Source organism: Marichromatium sp. AB32 (assembly GCF_003718675.1).
In the GTDB taxonomy this organism is placed as follows: Bacteria; Pseudomonadota; Gammaproteobacteria; order Chromatiales; family Chromatiaceae; genus Marichromatium; species Marichromatium gracile.
The window spans coordinates 25373-41133 of sequence record NZ_RHFJ01000022.1 but is presented as its reverse complement, the minus strand read 5'-3'; the positions used below and the strand labels follow the sequence as shown (position 1 = coordinate 41133).

12 protein-coding genes are annotated in these 15761 nt (G+C 69.3%); 4 read left to right on the top strand and 8 right to left on the bottom strand.

The features are described 5' to 3' along the window. Positions 1-25 precede the first annotated feature (25 nt). The 7 genes from speA to EBL85_RS08725 form a co-directional block, all read right to left on the bottom strand. Positions 26-1912, bottom strand: a complete 1887-nt coding sequence (speA, locus tag EBL85_RS08755) for a biosynthetic arginine decarboxylase (protein WP_123142708.1) — start codon at positions 1910-1912, stop codon at positions 26-28. Between the two features lie 71 nt (positions 1913-1983). Then, the gene (locus EBL85_RS08750; RefSeq protein ID WP_123139176.1) at positions 1984-3318 is read right to left on the bottom strand and encodes a Glu/Leu/Phe/Val dehydrogenase; all 1335 of its coding nucleotides are present in this window, start codon (positions 3316-3318) and stop codon (positions 1984-1986) included. Between the two features lie 180 nt (positions 3319-3498). Further along, positions 3499-6003, bottom strand: coding sequence for a glycogen/starch/alpha-glucan phosphorylase (locus EBL85_RS08745; protein WP_123142707.1), 2505 nt, complete (start codon positions 6001-6003; stop codon positions 3499-3501). A gap of 223 nt (positions 6004-6226) precedes the next feature. Further along, a complete protein-coding gene (locus tag EBL85_RS08740) occupies positions 6227-6769 on the bottom strand; it encodes a DUF2939 domain-containing protein (protein ID WP_165913403.1) in 543 nt (180 codons plus the stop codon). Between the two features lie 16 nt (positions 6770-6785). Continuing rightward, positions 6786-8684 (bottom strand): ATP-binding cassette domain-containing protein, encoded by a 1899-nt coding sequence (locus EBL85_RS08735; protein ID WP_123139174.1) that lies wholly within the window; start codon positions 8682-8684, stop codon positions 6786-6788. 62 nt (positions 8685-8746) lie between these two features. Then, the gene (locus EBL85_RS08730) at positions 8747-10267 is read right to left on the bottom strand and encodes a YifB family Mg chelatase-like AAA ATPase (protein ID WP_123142706.1); all 1521 of its coding nucleotides are present in this window, start codon (positions 10265-10267) and stop codon (positions 8747-8749) included. Between the two features lie 19 nt (positions 10268-10286). Then, positions 10287-10553, bottom strand: coding sequence for an accessory factor UbiK family protein (locus EBL85_RS08725; protein ID WP_062272149.1), 267 nt, complete (start codon positions 10551-10553; stop codon positions 10287-10289). Between the two features lie 415 nt (positions 10554-10968). Here EBL85_RS08725 and EBL85_RS08720 point away from each other — a divergent pair, with 415 nt between their 5' ends. From EBL85_RS08720 to EBL85_RS08705, 4 genes are all read left to right on the top strand, one after another. Further along, positions 10969-11691 (top strand): TorF family putative porin, encoded by a 723-nt coding sequence (locus EBL85_RS08720; RefSeq protein WP_123139172.1) that lies wholly within the window; start codon positions 10969-10971, stop codon positions 11689-11691. Between the two features lie 73 nt (positions 11692-11764). Next, positions 11765-12103 carry a P-II family nitrogen regulator gene (locus tag EBL85_RS08715; protein ID WP_123139171.1) on the top strand — a complete coding sequence of 113 codons (339 nt, stop codon included), beginning with the start codon at positions 11765-11767 and terminating at the stop codon, positions 12101-12103. A gap of 35 nt (positions 12104-12138) precedes the next feature. Further along, entirely contained in the window at positions 12139-13446 is a 1308-nt protein-coding gene (locus EBL85_RS08710; protein ID WP_123142705.1) for an ammonium transporter, read from the top strand. A gap of 92 nt (positions 13447-13538) precedes the next feature. After that, positions 13539-14792: an ammonium transporter gene (locus EBL85_RS08705; protein ID WP_123142704.1), complete on the top strand. Its 1254-nt coding sequence runs from the start codon at positions 13539-13541 to the stop codon at positions 14790-14792. 87 nt (positions 14793-14879) lie between these two features. On the opposite strand, the gene EBL85_RS08700 is transcribed toward EBL85_RS08705, so the two are convergent. Beyond that, positions 14880-15698, bottom strand: coding sequence for a class I SAM-dependent methyltransferase (locus EBL85_RS08700; RefSeq protein WP_123142703.1), 819 nt, complete (start codon positions 15696-15698; stop codon positions 14880-14882). Between the last annotated feature and the right edge of the window lie 63 nt (positions 15699-15761).

The window sequence follows — 15761 nt, the reverse complement described above, 5'->3', positions numbered from 1 at the left end:
GCAACCTCCGCGCGTCGCGGCGGGATCAGCCCCCGCCCTCGAAATAGGTGTAGCCGTAGAGCCCGGCCTTGAGCTCGACGAACAGCCGCTCGCGGGTATCGCGATCGAGTCCGGCGGCATCGAGCTTGCGCCGGTAGTGGGCGAGCAGGGTCCGCGGCTCGAAGTGCACGTAGCTCAACAGCTCGTCGGTGGAGTCGCCACGCTCGGCCTCGCACAGCCGATAGCCAGACGGGGCCTCGGGGTCGAGCTCGACGTTGACCGCATCGGTGTCGCCGAACAGGTTGTGGATGTCGCCGAGGATCTCCTGATAGGCGCCGACCATGAAGAACCCGAGCAGATAGGGCGCGCCCTCGGCGGCGTCGGCATGGATCGGCAGACTGGTCTCCACCCCGCCCTCGTCGACATAGTGCTCGATACAGCCGTCGGAGTCGCAGGTGAGATCGTGGACCAGGGCGCGCGCCTCGGGCAACTCGTCGAGACGCTGGATCGGGGCGATGGGGAAGAGCTGATCGAGCGCCCAGACGTCGGGCATCGACTGGAACAGCGAGAAGTTGCAGAACAGCTTGTCGGCGAGCAGCGCGTTGACGGTATCGGCCAACTCGCGGTGACGCCGCACCGCCGGATCGAGCCGCGCCGCCAGGCGTCGACAGACGGCGAAGAACAGCTCCTCGGCACGGGCACGGGTGGCGAGATCGACGGCATCGTCGGCAAAGCCCGCGCGCAGCGCCTCGAGCAGCTCGCGCGACTCGGCATAGATCTCCTGGGGGGCACCGCGCCCGGCCTCGCGCAGCTGCTCGGCGAGCGCATCGAGCAGCGGCTGGCCCTCCTCGGCGCGCGGCTCGACGCCGAGCCCGGCGGCGCGCTCGCGATCGATGACGTTGGTGATCAGCACCGCATGGTGGGCGGTCAGCGCCCGTCCCGACTCGCTCAGCAGGTCGGGCTCGGGCTGGGAGGCGCGACGACACTCGGCGGCCACTGTCTCGACCACCGCGCGGGCATAGCCGGCAAAGCCGTAGTTGACCGAGCAGTAGTTGCGGGTGCGGGTGCCCTCGTAGTCGACCCCCAGCCCGCCGCCGACATCGAGACAGCCGACCGGCGCGCCCAATCGACGCAGCTCGACATAGAAGCGCGTCAGCTCGGCGACGCCGGCGCGGATGTCCTGGACGCTGGGGATCTGCGAGCCGAGATGGGCATGCAGCAGCCGCAGCCAGTCGAGCCGACCGGCCTCGCGCAACGCCTCGACCAGCGCCAGCACCTGATTGGCCGAGAGCCCGAACTTGGCCTTCTCGCCACCGCTGCTCTGCCAGTTGCCGGCGGCCGCCGCGGCCAACCGCACCCGCACCCCGAGCAGCGGTTCGACGCCGAGGCGCTCGGCCTCGTCGAGGATCAGCGCCAGCTCCGAGGGCTTCTCGATCACCAGGTGCACGCGCAGCCCGAGCCGCTGCCCGATCAACGCCAGACGGATGTACTCGCGATCCTTGTAGCCGTTGCAGACCACCAGCCCGCCGGGGGGCGAGAGCGCCAGCACCGCCATCAGCTCGGGCTTGCTGCCGGCCTCAAGCCCTGCCTGGCCGGAGCGCAGGATCTCGCGCACCACCCCGGCCTGCTGATTGACCTTGATCGGATAGACCGGCTGGTAGCCGCCCCGGTAACCGCAGGCGGCACCGGCCGCGGCGAAGGCCGCGGCGAGCGCGGCGACACGATGGCGGAGGATATCGGTGAAGCGCACCAGCACCGGCAGCGACAGCCCCTCGGCGTCGAGCTGCGCGGCGAGCGCGGCGAGATCGATCTCGACCGCGCCCTCGGGATCGGGACGGGCACACAGGTGCCCCGCCCCGTTGATGGTGAAATAGCCCTCGCCCCAACGGTCGATGGCATAGATCTCGTTGCAGCGTCGGGCCGCTTGATCCACCGCGCCTGTCTCCTCGCTCCAGAATGATGATGGCCGACCGCCGGGCCGGAGCCCGGCGGTCGCGGCCCCGATCAGGGCCAGATGCCGCGCTGCAGGGTCGCCCTGGCGAGTCGATCGAGCGCCTCGACCAGGGCGGCGGTGCGCAGATCGCCGCACAGCCCCTGCTCGGCGCAATCCTGGGGGAAGCCGCGCCAGCGCGCAACCACCCGGTCGGTGGCATCGAACATGCGGGTACGCAGCCGGTTGTTGACCTCCTCGAGCGACCAGCTGTGATGCTCGATGTTCTGCACCCACTCGTAATAGCTCACGGTCACGCCACCGGCGTTGGCGAGGATGTCGGGCAGCACCACGATGCCGCGCGCGGCGAGCACGTCATCGGCCTCCGGGGTGATCGGGCGATTGGCGCCCTCGACCACCAGCCGCGCCGCCACTCGCTCGGCGTTGCCGCTGTGGATCTGACCGCCGAGCGCCGCCGGCACCAGGATGTCGCACTCGAGCGCGAGCAGATCGTCGTTGGTGATGGTGCGACTACCGGGCAGACCGACCACGGTGCCGTGGGTATCCTTGTGGGTGTCGAGCAGATCGAGGTCGAGCGCGGCACCGTTCTCGGCGAGGATCGCGCCGCCGGAGTCGCTCACCGCGCAGACCTGCGCGCCCATCTCCTGGAACAACCGTGCGGCGATGCGACCGACGTTACCGAAGCCCTGGATCACCACCCGCGCGCCCTGCAGGCTGTCGAGCCCGGGCACACCGCCGAGCGCGATCAGCCGCTCGGCGGTGTAGACGCAGCCGCGGCTGGTCGCCTCGGTGCGACCGGCCGAGCCGCCGAGCTCACGCGGCTTGCCGGTGACCACCGGCAGGTTGTTCTCGCCGGGGTGGAGCTGGTCGTAGGTGTCGTAGATCCAGGCCATGGTCTGGGCGTCGGTATAGACGTCCGGGGCCGGGACATCGGTATAGGGGCCGATGTTGTCGCCGAGCTCGGAGATGAAGCGTCGGGTGATGCGTCGGAGTTCACCCTCGCTGAGTTCCTTGGGATCGCAGGCCACACCGCCCTTGGCACCACCGAAGGGCAGGTGCAGCAGCGCGCACTTCCAGCTCATCAGCGCCGCGAGCACCTTCACCTCGCCCGGACTCACCGCCGGGTGATAGCGGATGCCCCCCTTGCCGGGGCCGAACATGCGGCTGTGCAGCACCCGGTAGCCCTCGAAGTGGCGGATGTGTCCGTCGTCCATCTCCACCGGGACGCTGACGTTGATGGTGCGCCGCGGCAGGCGCAGATAGTCCACCAGCCCCGGCGGCACCTCACTGAGGTGGGTGCGGGCACGATGAAACTGCTCGGTGAGGATGCGCTCGGGATCGAGTTCATCGGCGAGCGGGGTGGACTGCGAGGATTGGGTGTCGGTCATGACGGCTCCAGCGATAACCGCCGAGCCCTACCACAGGGGCGTGCTCGGCACGGGGACAGGACCGCCCCGGACACCCGACCAGCCCCCCGAGGGGGCTGGTCGACGGTGGCCGTGGGGTCGGCCACCGACAAGGTTCCTCGGAAATATCCCCGCTTGCAACACGGAAAACGGCCAGGCCGCTCAGTCGCGCGGCGTGATCGTCTGCAGTCGCCAGATGTCGTGATTGTAATCGCCGATGGTGCGATCGGAAGAAAAGCGGCCACTGTGTGCACTGTTGAGGATACTCATCCGCCACCACCGCTCGGGATCGCGATAGGCCGCCGCGGCCTGCTCCTGGGTGTCGACATAGCTGCGGAAGTCAGCCGCGGTCATCCAGGGGTCGTGCGGGTTGCGGATCGACAGGGTGATGGCGTCGAAGATCCCCGGTTCGAAGCGGTTGAAGTAACCCGATTCGATCAGCGCCATCACCTCGCGCAGCGCCGGATCGGCGGCGATGATGCCGTTGGGATCGTAATGGGCGCGGGCCGCGACGACCTCCTCGGCGGTGAGTCCGAAGAGGAAGAAGTTGTCGGCACCGACCTGCTCGCGGATCTCGATGTTGGCGCCATCGAGGGTGCCGATGGTCACCGCGCCGTTCATCATGAACTTCATGTTGCCGGTGCCCGAGGCCTCCTTGCCCGCCGTCGAGATCTGCTCGGAGAGATCGGTGCCCGGGGCGATCACCTCCATCAGCGAGACCCGGTAGTCGGGCACGAAGGCCACCCGCAACAGGCCGGCGGTATCGGGATCGGCGTTGACCACGGCGGCGACGTTGTTGATGAACTTGATGATCTGCTTGGCCATCACGTAGCCGGGCGCGGCCTTGCCGCCGAGCAGCACGCAGCGCGGGGTCCAGTCCTGGGTGTCGCCCTGCTTGATGCGGTTGTAGAGATGGACGACGTGCAGCACGTTGAGCAACTGGCGCTTGTACTCGTGGATGCGCTTGACCTGGACGTCGAACATCGCCTCGAGCGGGAAGTCGACGTGACAGATCTGCGCCACCACCTCGGCCAGACGACGCTTGTTCTCCTGCTTGATCTCGCGCCAGCGCGCGCGGAAGGCGGCATCCTCGGCCAGCGGTGCGAGCCCCTCGAGACGCTCCAGATCGCACATCCAGTCACCGCCGAGCTCGGCGTCGAGCAACCGTGCCAGCCCCGGGTTGCACATCGCCAGCCAGCGGCGCGGCGTGACGCCGTTGGTCTTGTTGTTGAACTTGTCCGGCCAGAGCTCGTAGAAGTCGTGGAACAGCCCCTGTCTGAGCAGTTCGGAGTGCAGCGCCGCCACCCCGTTGACCGAGAAGCTGCCGACGATCGCCAGATAGGCCATGCGCACCTGCGGCTCGTGCCCCTCCTCGATCAGCGACATCCGCCGCAGCCGCTCGTTGTCGCCCGGCCAGTGCCGCTCGACCTCCATCAGGAAACGGGCGTTGATCTCGTAGATGATCTCGAGGATGCGCGGCAGCAGCTGCTCGAACAGTCGTACCGGCCAGCGCTCCAGCGCCTCCGGTAGCAGGGTGTGGTTGGTGTAGGCCATGGTCTCGCGGGTGATGCCCCAGGCGGTGTCCCAGGAGAGCTGGTGCTCGTCGACCAGCTGGCGCATCAGCTCGGCGACCGAGACCGCCGGATGGGTGTCGTTGAGCTGGAAGCAATTGAACTCGGCAAAGCGCGAGAAGTCCTCGCCGTGCAGCCGCACCCAGTCGCGCAACACGTCCTTGATGCTGGCGCTGGCGAGGAAGAACTGCTGGCGCAGGCGCAGTTCCTTGCCGTTCTCGCTGGCATCGTTGGGATAGAGCACCATGGTGATGTGCTCGGCCTGGTTCTTCTGCGCCACCGCCTCGGTGTAGCTGCCGGCGTTGAACTCGTCGAGATTGAAGTCGTCGGTGGCCGCCGCCTTCCACAGCCGCAGGGTGTTGACCGTATCGTTGCGATAACCGGGCACCGGGAGGTCATAGGGCACGGCGAGCACGTCGCAGGTATCGACCCAGCGCACCGCCTCGCGACCTTGATGATCGAGATAGCGCTCGGTGCGCCCGCCGAACTGTACCCGCTGGGTGAACTCGGGGCGCTCCAGCTCCCAGGGGTTGCCGTCGCGCAGCCAGTGATCGGGCTCCTCGACCTGGGCGCCGTGCTCGATCACCTGACGGAACATGCCGTATTCGTAGCGCAGCCCGTAGCCGCGCACCGGCAGCTGCAGAGTGGCGCAGGAGTCGAGGAAGCAGGCCGCCAACCGCCCCAGACCACCGTTGCCGAGCCCGGGGTCGGGCTCGTTCTCGGCCAGCTCCTCGAGCTGGACGCCGAGATCGTGCAGTCCCTTGGTGAGCGCATCCTCGAGCCCGAGGTTGAGCATGGCGTTGGACAGCGCCCGCCCCATCAGGAACTCCAGCGAGAGATAGTAGACGCGGCGGCACTTGTCGCCGTCATAGGCCTGGCGGGTACGCTTCCAGCGCTCCATCAGCCGGTCGCGCAAGGTGATGGCGAGCGCCGCGTAGGGGTAGTAGGCCGCCAGCGAGTCACTGTCGCGTCCCAGGGTATAGCCGTAATAGCGTTGGAAGTCCCGGGCGAGCCCTGCGGCATCCATCGGCAGAGAGGGCAGGTCGAAGAGGTGCTCGCTGAGCGGGTTCTGCAAGAGTGTCTTGTAGGGGGACATGGCGCACATGGGTCCTCAGTCGTGTTTGAAGATCGGCCGTCGGGCAGACCGCGACGCGGCGGCTACCGAACACGACCCGGATCGCGATCGGATCCTCTGAGCAATAGCGTCAGCAAGGCGCGGGCCAGAATGCACGGTCCCACACGCGACTCACCGCAGATCATCATAGCCGCCGGTCGGGTCTGGTTGATGAAGTCGCGACCCGCAGCGCGGCGACCGGCACTCAGTAATACAGTGTGACCAGCCGCCAGCCCGGGCGCTGCAGGCGCAGTCGGAGGTACACCGTCTCGGCGCCGGCGGACACGAGACGCGCGCCGAACTCACGGGGCGCGACGAACCAGGCCCCGGCGAGCTGATCGGTCAGCGCCTCGCCCGGCGGTGTCGCGGCCTGCAACCGCTCGCACACCCAGTCGCGGGTCACCAGCTCGTCGAGCGCGCCGGGACCGTTGCGCCGAATCCCCGCCTCCAGCCACTGGATGAAGGCGTCGGAGAGCTCGCCGATCACGCTCTCGTGCTCCTTGTTGAGCCGGTGGGCGATCTCGGCGCGGATCGCCGGCAGATCGACCAATCCGTCGAGTGCCGAGCAATCGCCTTCGGCCAGGGCGCGATCGATCCGCCACAGGGTCGCATAGGGCCAGACGCAATAGAGCGACAGCAAGGCCAGCAGCGCCAGCAGCAGCGGTCTCAGGGCCGCCCCCAGGCGGCGCCAGCGGGCGGCCGACCAGTGGGCGCGAAAACGGAAGGGATCGGGAAACAGCGGCATCATCGCGCGAGTCCGGCGCTCAACAGGTCTCCTGGAACTGCTCGAGTGCCTCGCAGACATCGAGCCACTCACTCTCGGTCGCCACCAGCTCGGCCTCGAGCCGGCGGTGTTCCTCCATCAGCTCGAGCAACCGCGGCTTGGCCGACTCCTCGTAGAGCGCGGGGTCGGCGAGCGTCTGGTCGAGCGTCTCGCGCCGCGTCGCCAGCTGCTCGAGCGCGGCCTCGAGACGCCGCTCGCGCTGGCGCAGCGGCGCCATCGCCTTGCGCTGCTCGGCGGCCTGACGGCGCTGCTCGCGCCGCTCGTTGCCGGCACGCGCCTGGGCCGACTCATCGGCGCCGGTGCCAGCGGCCACCCGTCCGGCGAGCCAGGCGGGATAGTCGTCGAGATCGCCGGCGAAGGGCGCAACCTGGCCGTCGTCGACCAGCAGCAGGGTATCGGTGGTCACCCGCAGCAGGTGACGATCGTGCGAGACCACCACCAGCGCGCCCTCGAAGCCCTGCAGCGCCTCGCTCAGGGCGTGGCGCATCTCCAGGTCGAGATGGTTGGTCGGCTCGTCGAGCAGCAACAGATTGGGACGCTGGTAGATGATCAGCGCCAGCGCCAGGCGCGCCTTCTCGCCGCCGGAGAAGGGCGCCACCGGATCGAGCGCGCGATCGCCCGAAAAACCGAAGCCGCCGAGAAAATCGCGCAACTGCTGCTCGGTGGCCTCGGGGTCGAGTCGGCGCAGGTGCGCGAGCGGGCTGTCCTCGGCCTGCAGCGCCTCGAGCTGGTGCTGGGCGAAATAGCCGACACGCAGCTCCTGGGCGCACTCGCAACGCCCGGCGAGCGGCGCCAGCTCGCCGGCGAGCACCTTGATCAGGGTCGACTTGCCGGCGCCGTTGCGCCCGAGCAGGCCGATGCGGTCGCCCGGCTCGAACCCCAGCCCGACCCCGTCGAGGATCACCCGATCGGCATAACCCGCGCGCAGCGCATCGAGCCGCAACAGCGGGCGCGGCAGGTGTTCCGGGACGGCGAAGGCGAAGCGGAAGGGCGAGTCGACATGGGCCGGGGCGATCAGCTCCATGCGCTCGAGCGCCTTCAGCCGACTCTGCGCCTGACGTGCCTTGGTGGCCTTGGCGCGGAAGCGATCGACGAAGCCGCGCATGTGCGCGATCTCGCGCTGCTGGCGCTCGTGGGCGGCCTGCTGCTGGGCGAGACGCTCGGCGCGCTGACGCTCGTAGGCCGAGTAGTTGCCGGTATAGAGGGTCAGGCGGCGCTGTTCGAGGGCGAGCACCTGACCGACCACCGCATCGAGGAAATCGCGATCGTGCGAGATCAGCACCAGGGTGCCGGGATAGGCCCGCAGCCAGCCCTCCAGCCAGATCACCGCATCGAGGTCGAGATGGTTGGTCGGCTCGTCGAGCAGCAGCAGGTCGGAGCGACACATCAGGGTGCGCGCCAACGCCAGGCGCATGCGCCAGCCGCCGGAGTAGCTGTTGACCGGGCGGCGCTCGTCGCCGGGGGCGAAGCCCAGACCGTGGAGCAACCGCGCCGCGCGGCTCTCGGCGCCATAGCCGTCGATCGCCTCCAGCCGCCCCAGCCACTCGGCGTGGCGCAGCCCGTCGCCGTCGGCCTCGGCGCGGGCCAGCTCGCGCTCGATCTCGCGCAGCTCGCGGTCGCCGTCGAGGACGAATTCGATCGCCGCGCGCTCGGTGTCCGGGGTGTGCTGGGCGACATGGGCGATCACCCAGTCGGGCGGCAGCGAGACGGCGCCGGCGTCGGCGCCGAGTTCGCCGAGCAACAGCGCGAACAGGCTCGACTTGCCACAGCCGTTGGCGCCGACCAGCCCCACCCGCTGACCGGGATAGACGGTGACGTCGGCGCCCTCCAGCAACAGGTTGGGGCCACGGCGCAGGCTGAGCTCTTGAAGTTGCAGCATGATGATCCGGTATCGGTTGCGAACACTGTGGTGCGCGGGCGAGAGACCCGCGCGATGCGTCTTCAGGGCCGCTCGGCGGCGCGATCGAGACGGCGATAGCCGATCGCCTCGCCGAGATGGGCCGGGGCGATCCGCGTCGCGCCCTCCAGGTCGGCGATGGTGCGCGCCACCTTGAGCACCCGGTGATAGGCGCGCGCCGAGAGCCCCAGCCTGGCCATCGCCTGCTCCATCATCCGTACCCCCGCGGCCTCGAGCGCGCAGTCGCGCTCGAGGCCAGCGGTGTCGAGCGCGGCGTTGGCGCACCCGGCGCGGTGCTGCTGGCGCTCACGCGCCGCGCACACCCGCGCGCGCACCGTCGCCGAGTCCTCGGCCTGCGGGGCCGAGGGCGCGAGCAACGCGCCGAGTTCGACCCGCGGCACCTCGAGCTGCAGGTCGATGCGATCGATCAGCGGTCCCGAGATCCGCGCGCGATAGCGCGCGACCTGCTCGCGACTGCAGTGACAGCGCCCGCCCGGGTCGCCGAGATAACCGCAGGGGCAGGGGTTCATCGCCGCCACCAGCTGGAAACGCGCCGGGAAGCGCGCCTGACGCGCCGCCCGCGAGATGTCGATATGACCCGACTCCAGCGGCTCGCGCAGCACCTCCAGCACCCGCCGGTCGAACTCCGGCAGCTCGTCGAGGAACAGCACCCCGTGGTGCGCCAGCGAGATCTCGCCCGGACGCGGATTGCCCCCGCCGCCGACCAGGGCCACCGCCGAGGCGGTGTGGTGGGGGGCGCGGAACGGTCGCTCGCGCCAGCGTGCCGGATCGAACGGCGTACTGGCACTCACCGAGCGGATCGCCGCGCTCTCCAGCGCCTCGTCCTCGCTCAACGGCGGCAACAGCCCCGGCAGCCGGCTCGCCAGCATCGACTTGCCGCTGCCCGGCGGGCCGATCAGCAGCAGGCTGTGGCCGCCGGCGGCGGCGACCTCGAGCGCCCGCTTGGCCTGCGCCTGACCGCGCACCTCGCGGAGGTCGGCGACAGTCGGCGCGGTGACGACCTCGCTCCCCTGCGGGTGCGGCCTCAGCGCACGCACCCCGGCGAGGTGCTCACAGACCTCGCCGAGATGCTCGGCCGGCAGCAGCTCGAGCCCGCCGACCAGCGCCGCCTCCTCGGCATTGGCGCGCGGCAGGATCAGGGTGCGCCCGGCCGCGCGCGCAGCCAGCGCCGCGGGGATCACCCCGCTGACCGGACGCAGCGCGCCGGAGAGCGCCAGCTCGCCGAGACACTCGCAGTCATCGAGTTCGGCGGCACCGAGCTGTCCCGAGGCGCCGAGGATGCCGAGCGCGATCGGCAGGTCGAAGCGCCCGCCCTCCTTGGGCAGGTCGGCGGGGGCGAGGTTGATGGTCAGACGACCGTCGGGAAAGCGGAAGCGGGCATTGAGCAGCGCCCCGCGCACCCGCTCCTTGCTCTCACGCACCGCCGCCTCGGGGAGCCCCACCAACGACAGCGCCGGCAGCCCGGAGGAGAGATGGACCTCGACGGCCACCGCCGGGGCCGAGATGCCCACGCAGGCGCGGCTGTGCAGGGTGCAGAGCGCCAACGCCGGGTCGCGACCGGGGTCAGTCGGCGTTCGACTGACGCGCGCCGAGCGCCTGCTCGAGCGCCGCGACCTGGGCCTCGAGCGCCACGACCTTCTCGCGGGTGCGGGCGAGCACCGCCGACTGCACGTCGAACTCCTCGCGGGTCACCAGATCGAGCCGCGAGAGGCCGGACTCGAGCGAGGCCTTGACGTTGCGATTGATGTCTTCCTGCAACACCTGCAGCCCCTTGGGCATGTTCGCGGCGAACCGCTGGACCAGATCGTCGAGTTGCTTGGGATCTAACATGATCGATTCCTTCGGCGCGAACCCACCGGCCCGCGCGCTGTGGATGAGGTTGGACGAGGCCGTCGCCCGCTTCCGCGGGACGGCGACAAGAACCGCGCTGAGGCGCCCTTGGGCCCACATTATAGGTGTGTCGCACGGTGCCGTCTGCGCCGATCGACGGTGCTGTGCCGCCTTCTTTTGGTGCGCTAATCTGACCGCCGACACCCTACCGGCACCAATCCGGTGCACTCTTCTGTTGCCACTTTGGCACATGATGCCGAAAAGCGTCTCCAACACGCCCCAAACGGCAACTGGCACGCGATGTGCTGATGTCCACTGAACGTTTTCGCGTCCCGGCTCAACCCACACAGCCGACTGCGGCGCACATGGACGACAACCGCCACGACCCAACGCAAGCAAACAGAGGTATCAGTCAATGCAGCAAGCACGCATCGGCGCCATCCTGACCGCCACCGCACTGAGCGCGGCATTCATGCCCTGGCAGGGCGCGAGCGCCGAGGGCCCGCACTCGGTGAGCGCCAACATCGGCGTGGTCAGCAACTACATCTGGCGCGGCCAGAGCCAGACCGATGATCAGGCCGCCGTCCAGGGCGGACTCGACTACGCCCACGAGAGCGGCTTCTACGCCGGCACCTGGGCCTCCAACGTCGACTTCGGCGACAACACCAGCTACGAGCTCGACGCCTATCTCGGCTTCGCCGGCAACATCACCGACGAGCTCGGCTACGACCTCGGCGCCATCTACTACGCCTATCCCGACGGTCGCGACAGCGACTTCGCCGAACTCGCCGCCAGCCTCAGCTACCGCTGGCTCACCGCCGGCATCGCCTACACCGTCTACGGCCAGGCCGACGGCGCCCCGGGGGTCAACAACGACGAGGCGCTCTACATCCAGGGCGATCTCTACTACCACGCCAGCCTCGACTTCACCCTGCCCTTCGACCTCGGTCTGACCGTCTACGGCGGCTACACCGATTTCGAGTACAACGACGGCGGCAACGACTACGCCCACTGGGGCGCCTCGATCAGCCGCGAGGCCGGCGACTTCGGCACCTTCAGCCTGAACTACGACCAGGTCGGTCGCGACACCTACGACGACGACCCCAAGGTCTGGGTGGGCTGGAACAAGGAGTTCTGAGCGACATCACGCGCGCCCGCCCCCAACCCCGGACCGGAGCAGGGATTCCGGTCCTCACAGGAGTTCATTCGCGATGAAACTTGTTGCAGCCGTCATCAAACCCTTCAAGCTCGACGACGTGCGCGAGGCGCTCGGCGACATCGGGGTCTCCGGCATCACCGTGATCGAGGTCAAGGGCTTCGGTCGTCAGAAGGGCCACACCGAGCTCTACCGCGGCGCCGAATACGTGGTCGACTTCCTCCCCAAGATCAAGCTCGAGATCGCCGTCGACGACGGCATGGTCGACAAGGTGGTCGAGGCGATCAGCACCGCCGCCCGCACCGGCAAGATCGGCGACGGCAAGATCTTCGTGTTCAACCTCGACCAGGTCACCCGTATCCGTACCGGCGAGACCGGTCCGGACGCGCTTTGAGCCAGGCAGTGCTAGGAGATGTAACGGTGAATCCGATGCGACATTCGACGACCCTGCGCGCGCCCCTGCTGGTCGCGCTGCTGCTCTCGCCCCTGCTCGTCTGGGGCCAGGACGACGCCGCGCTGAGCGCCGGCGACACCGCCTGGATGCTGACCGCCACCGCGCTGGTGCTGTTCATGACCCTGCCCGGCCTGTCGCTGTTCTACGCCGGTCTGGTGCGCGCCAAGAACGTGCTCTCGGTGCTGATGCAGTGCTTCGCCATCGCCTGTCTGATGAGCCTCTTGTGGGCGGTCTACGGCTACAGCCTGGCGTTCACCGACGGCGGTGCCAACAACGCCTGGATCGGCGGCTTCGAGCGGCTGTTTCTCGCCGGTCTGCAGGTCGACACCCTCTCCGGGAGCATCCCCGAGTCGCTGTTCATGACCTTCCAGATGACCTTCGCCATCATCACCCCGGCGCTGATGGTCGGCGCCTTCGCCGAACGGATGAAGTTCTCGGCGATGCTGATCTTCATGGCGCTGTGGCTGACCCTGGTCTACATCCCCATCGCCCACTGGGTGTGGGGCGGCGGCTGGATCGGCGAGATGGGCGCGCTCGACTTCGCCGGCGGCACCGTGGTGCACATCAATGCCGGTATCGCCGCGCTGGTCGCCGCCATCGTGCTCGGCAAGCGCAAGGGCTACCCGACCACGGCGATGCCGCCGCACAATCTCGGGCTGACGGTGATGGGCGCGGCGATGCTGTGGGTCGGCTGGTTCGGCTTCAACGCCGGCTCCGAACTCGCCGCCGACTCCACCGCGGCGATGGCGCTCACCGTCACCCAGCTGGCCACCGCCACCGCGGCGCTGACCTGGATGTTCGCCGAGTGGATCAGTCACGGCAAACCCTCGGTGCTCGGCATCGCCACCGGCGCGGTCGCCGGTCTGGTGGCCATCACCCCGGCCTCGGGCACCGCCGGCCCGATGGGCGCGATCGTCATCGGCTTCGCCGGCGCGATCTTCGCCTTCATCGCCTCGACCAAGGTCAAGCACTGGCTCGGCTATGACGACTCGCTCGACGTCTGGGGCGTGCACGGCGTCGCCGGTATCGTCGGCGCCCTGCTCACCGGCGTGTTCGCCGCCCCGGCGCTCGGCGGCGCGGGCCTGGCCGACGGCGTCGACGGCATCGGCGCCCAGGTGTGGATCCAGTTCGTCTCGGTGATCGCCACCCTGGTCTACGGCGGCATCGTCAGCCTGCTGCTGCTGCTCGGACTCAAGGCCACCATCGGGCTGCGCGTCGACGAGGAGCAGGAGACCGAGGGGCTCGACCTCTCGCTGCACGACGAGCGCGGCTATATCCTCTGACCCCGCCACCACGGCGAGCGGCTCCGGCCGCTCGCCCCGCTCCCCGCGCGGCGCCCGAGCGCCGCGCCCAGTCCGATTCGGAGGTCCCACCCGTGGAATCCACCACGCAGCTCGTCTATGCCCTGGACACCTTCTACTTCCTCGTCACCGGCGCCCTGGTGATGTGGATGGCCGCCGGCTTCGCCATGCTCGAGGCCGGGCTGGTCCGCGCCAAGAACACCGCCGAGATCCTCACCAAGAACATCGCCCTGTTCGCCATCGCCAGCACCACCTACATGCTGATCGGCTACGACCTCATGTACCCGACGGCGGGCAACGGCTTCGTCCCCGGTCTCGACTGGGGCTTTCTCTTCGGCGGTGACCACGACGCCGCGACCATCACCGCCGAGGGCCTCAACCACGCCCGCATGTCCGACTTCTTCTTCCAGGTGGTGTTCGTCGCCACCGCCATGTCGATCGTCTCGGGCGCGGTGGCCGAGCGCATGAAGCTGTGGTCCTTCCTGCTCTTTGCCACCGTGATGACCGCCGTGATCTATCCCATCCAGGGCTACTGGAAGTGGGGCGGCGGCTGGCTCGAGGCGGTCGGCTTCAACGACTTCGCCGGCTCCGGCCTAGTGCACCTGTGCGGCGCCGCGGCCGCGCTCGCCGGGGTGCTGCTGCTCGGCGCGCGCCGCGGCAAGTACGGCAAGGACGGCTCGATCAACGCCATCCCCGGCGCCAACCTGCCGCTGGCCACCCTCGGCACCTTCGTGCTCTGGCTCGGCTGGTTCGGCTTCAACGGCGGCTCCCAACTCGCCCTCACCGGGTTCGACAACACCAACGCGGTGGCGGCGATCTTCGTCAACACCAACATGGCCGCCGCCGGCGGCACCCTGCTCGGTCTGATCACCGCCCGGCTGCTGTTCGGCAAGGCCGATCTCACCATGGCGCTCAACGGCGCGCTGGCCGGGCTGGTGGCGATCACCGCCGAGCCGCTCACCCCCTCGCCGCTGTTCGCCACCCTGATCGGTGGTGTCGGCGGCGTGCTGGTGGTGTTCTCCATCGTCACCCTCGACCGACTGCGCATCGACGACCCGGTCGGCGCCATCTCGGTGCACGGCGTGGTCGGCATGTGGGGGCTGATGGCGGTGCCGATCACCAACCCCGGCGCGAGCTTCGCCGCCCAGGCGATCGGGCTCGGCGCCATCCTCGGCTGGGTGTTCACCACCTCGCTGCTGGTGTGGCTGCTGATCCGTCTGGTGATGGGGCTGCGCGTCAGCGAGGAGGAGGAGTATGCCGGCGTCGACCTCGGCGAGTGCGGTCTCGAGGCCTATCCCGAGTTCACCGCCACGCGTCGCGCCAGCTGACCCTCACCGTCTCTCCCTGTTGTTCCCGCGCTGCTCACTCCTCTGTTGTTGAGCCACTCAGGGCCCCTCACCGGGGCCCTTTTTTTATCACCCGCCCGCGAAACGCACCCGGGTGATCCCGGGCAGCATCCGCCGCACCAGCGGCAGCCGCGCCACCAGCCACGACAGCGGACGCGCCGCCCCGCGCGGGGCGACGAAGTCGAGCGCGCGGATCTCGGCGAGATCCGGCACCCAGCCGCGCAGCGTCGGCGCGACCCGGTGACGGGCGATCCCCCAGGGCATCTCCGGGGTGCGGTAGTGCGGCGTCTTCCACCAGCCGCGCAGGGTGCGCCGCGACAGCCACCCGGGGATGTGATCGAAGGCGAACCAGGCACCGGGCAGACGGGCGGCCATCTCGCGCAACAGCCCGGCCACCGCCTCGGGGTCGAAGTACATCAGCAGGCCCTGGGCGGTGACATAGACGGCTCGACCGGGCGGCACCCGGTCGATCCAGCGGGTGTCGAGCGCGCTCATCGCCAGGTGCAGATGACGCGCGTCCGCGGTGATGAAGCGCTCGCGGATGGCGATCGCCTCGGGCAGATCGACGCTCAGCCACAGCGAGCGCTCCGAGTCGAGACGGAAGCGCTGGGTCTCGAGCCCCTCGCCGAGATTGACGATGATCCCGTCGGGGTGGGCGGCGAGGAAGGCGCGCAGCTCGGCATCGAAGATCGCCGAGCGCACGCCGTGGGAGTAGTCGGCGGGCCCGAAGGCACGCTCGTAGTCGTAGTCGAGGGTGCGATGGATCCGCAGCGCCAGGGGGTCGCGGATCACCCCGTCGGCGCGGGCGGCCTCGCTGGCGCGGTTGTGCAGCGTCCACAGCATGGTCTCGGGGACGCCGGTGAGGTTGGGGACATGTGAGGTCGTCATCGTGGAGGACTCGCTGGAGCGGCGGCAGGACGCGGATCCCGCCGCCGGGAACGGACGAATGGA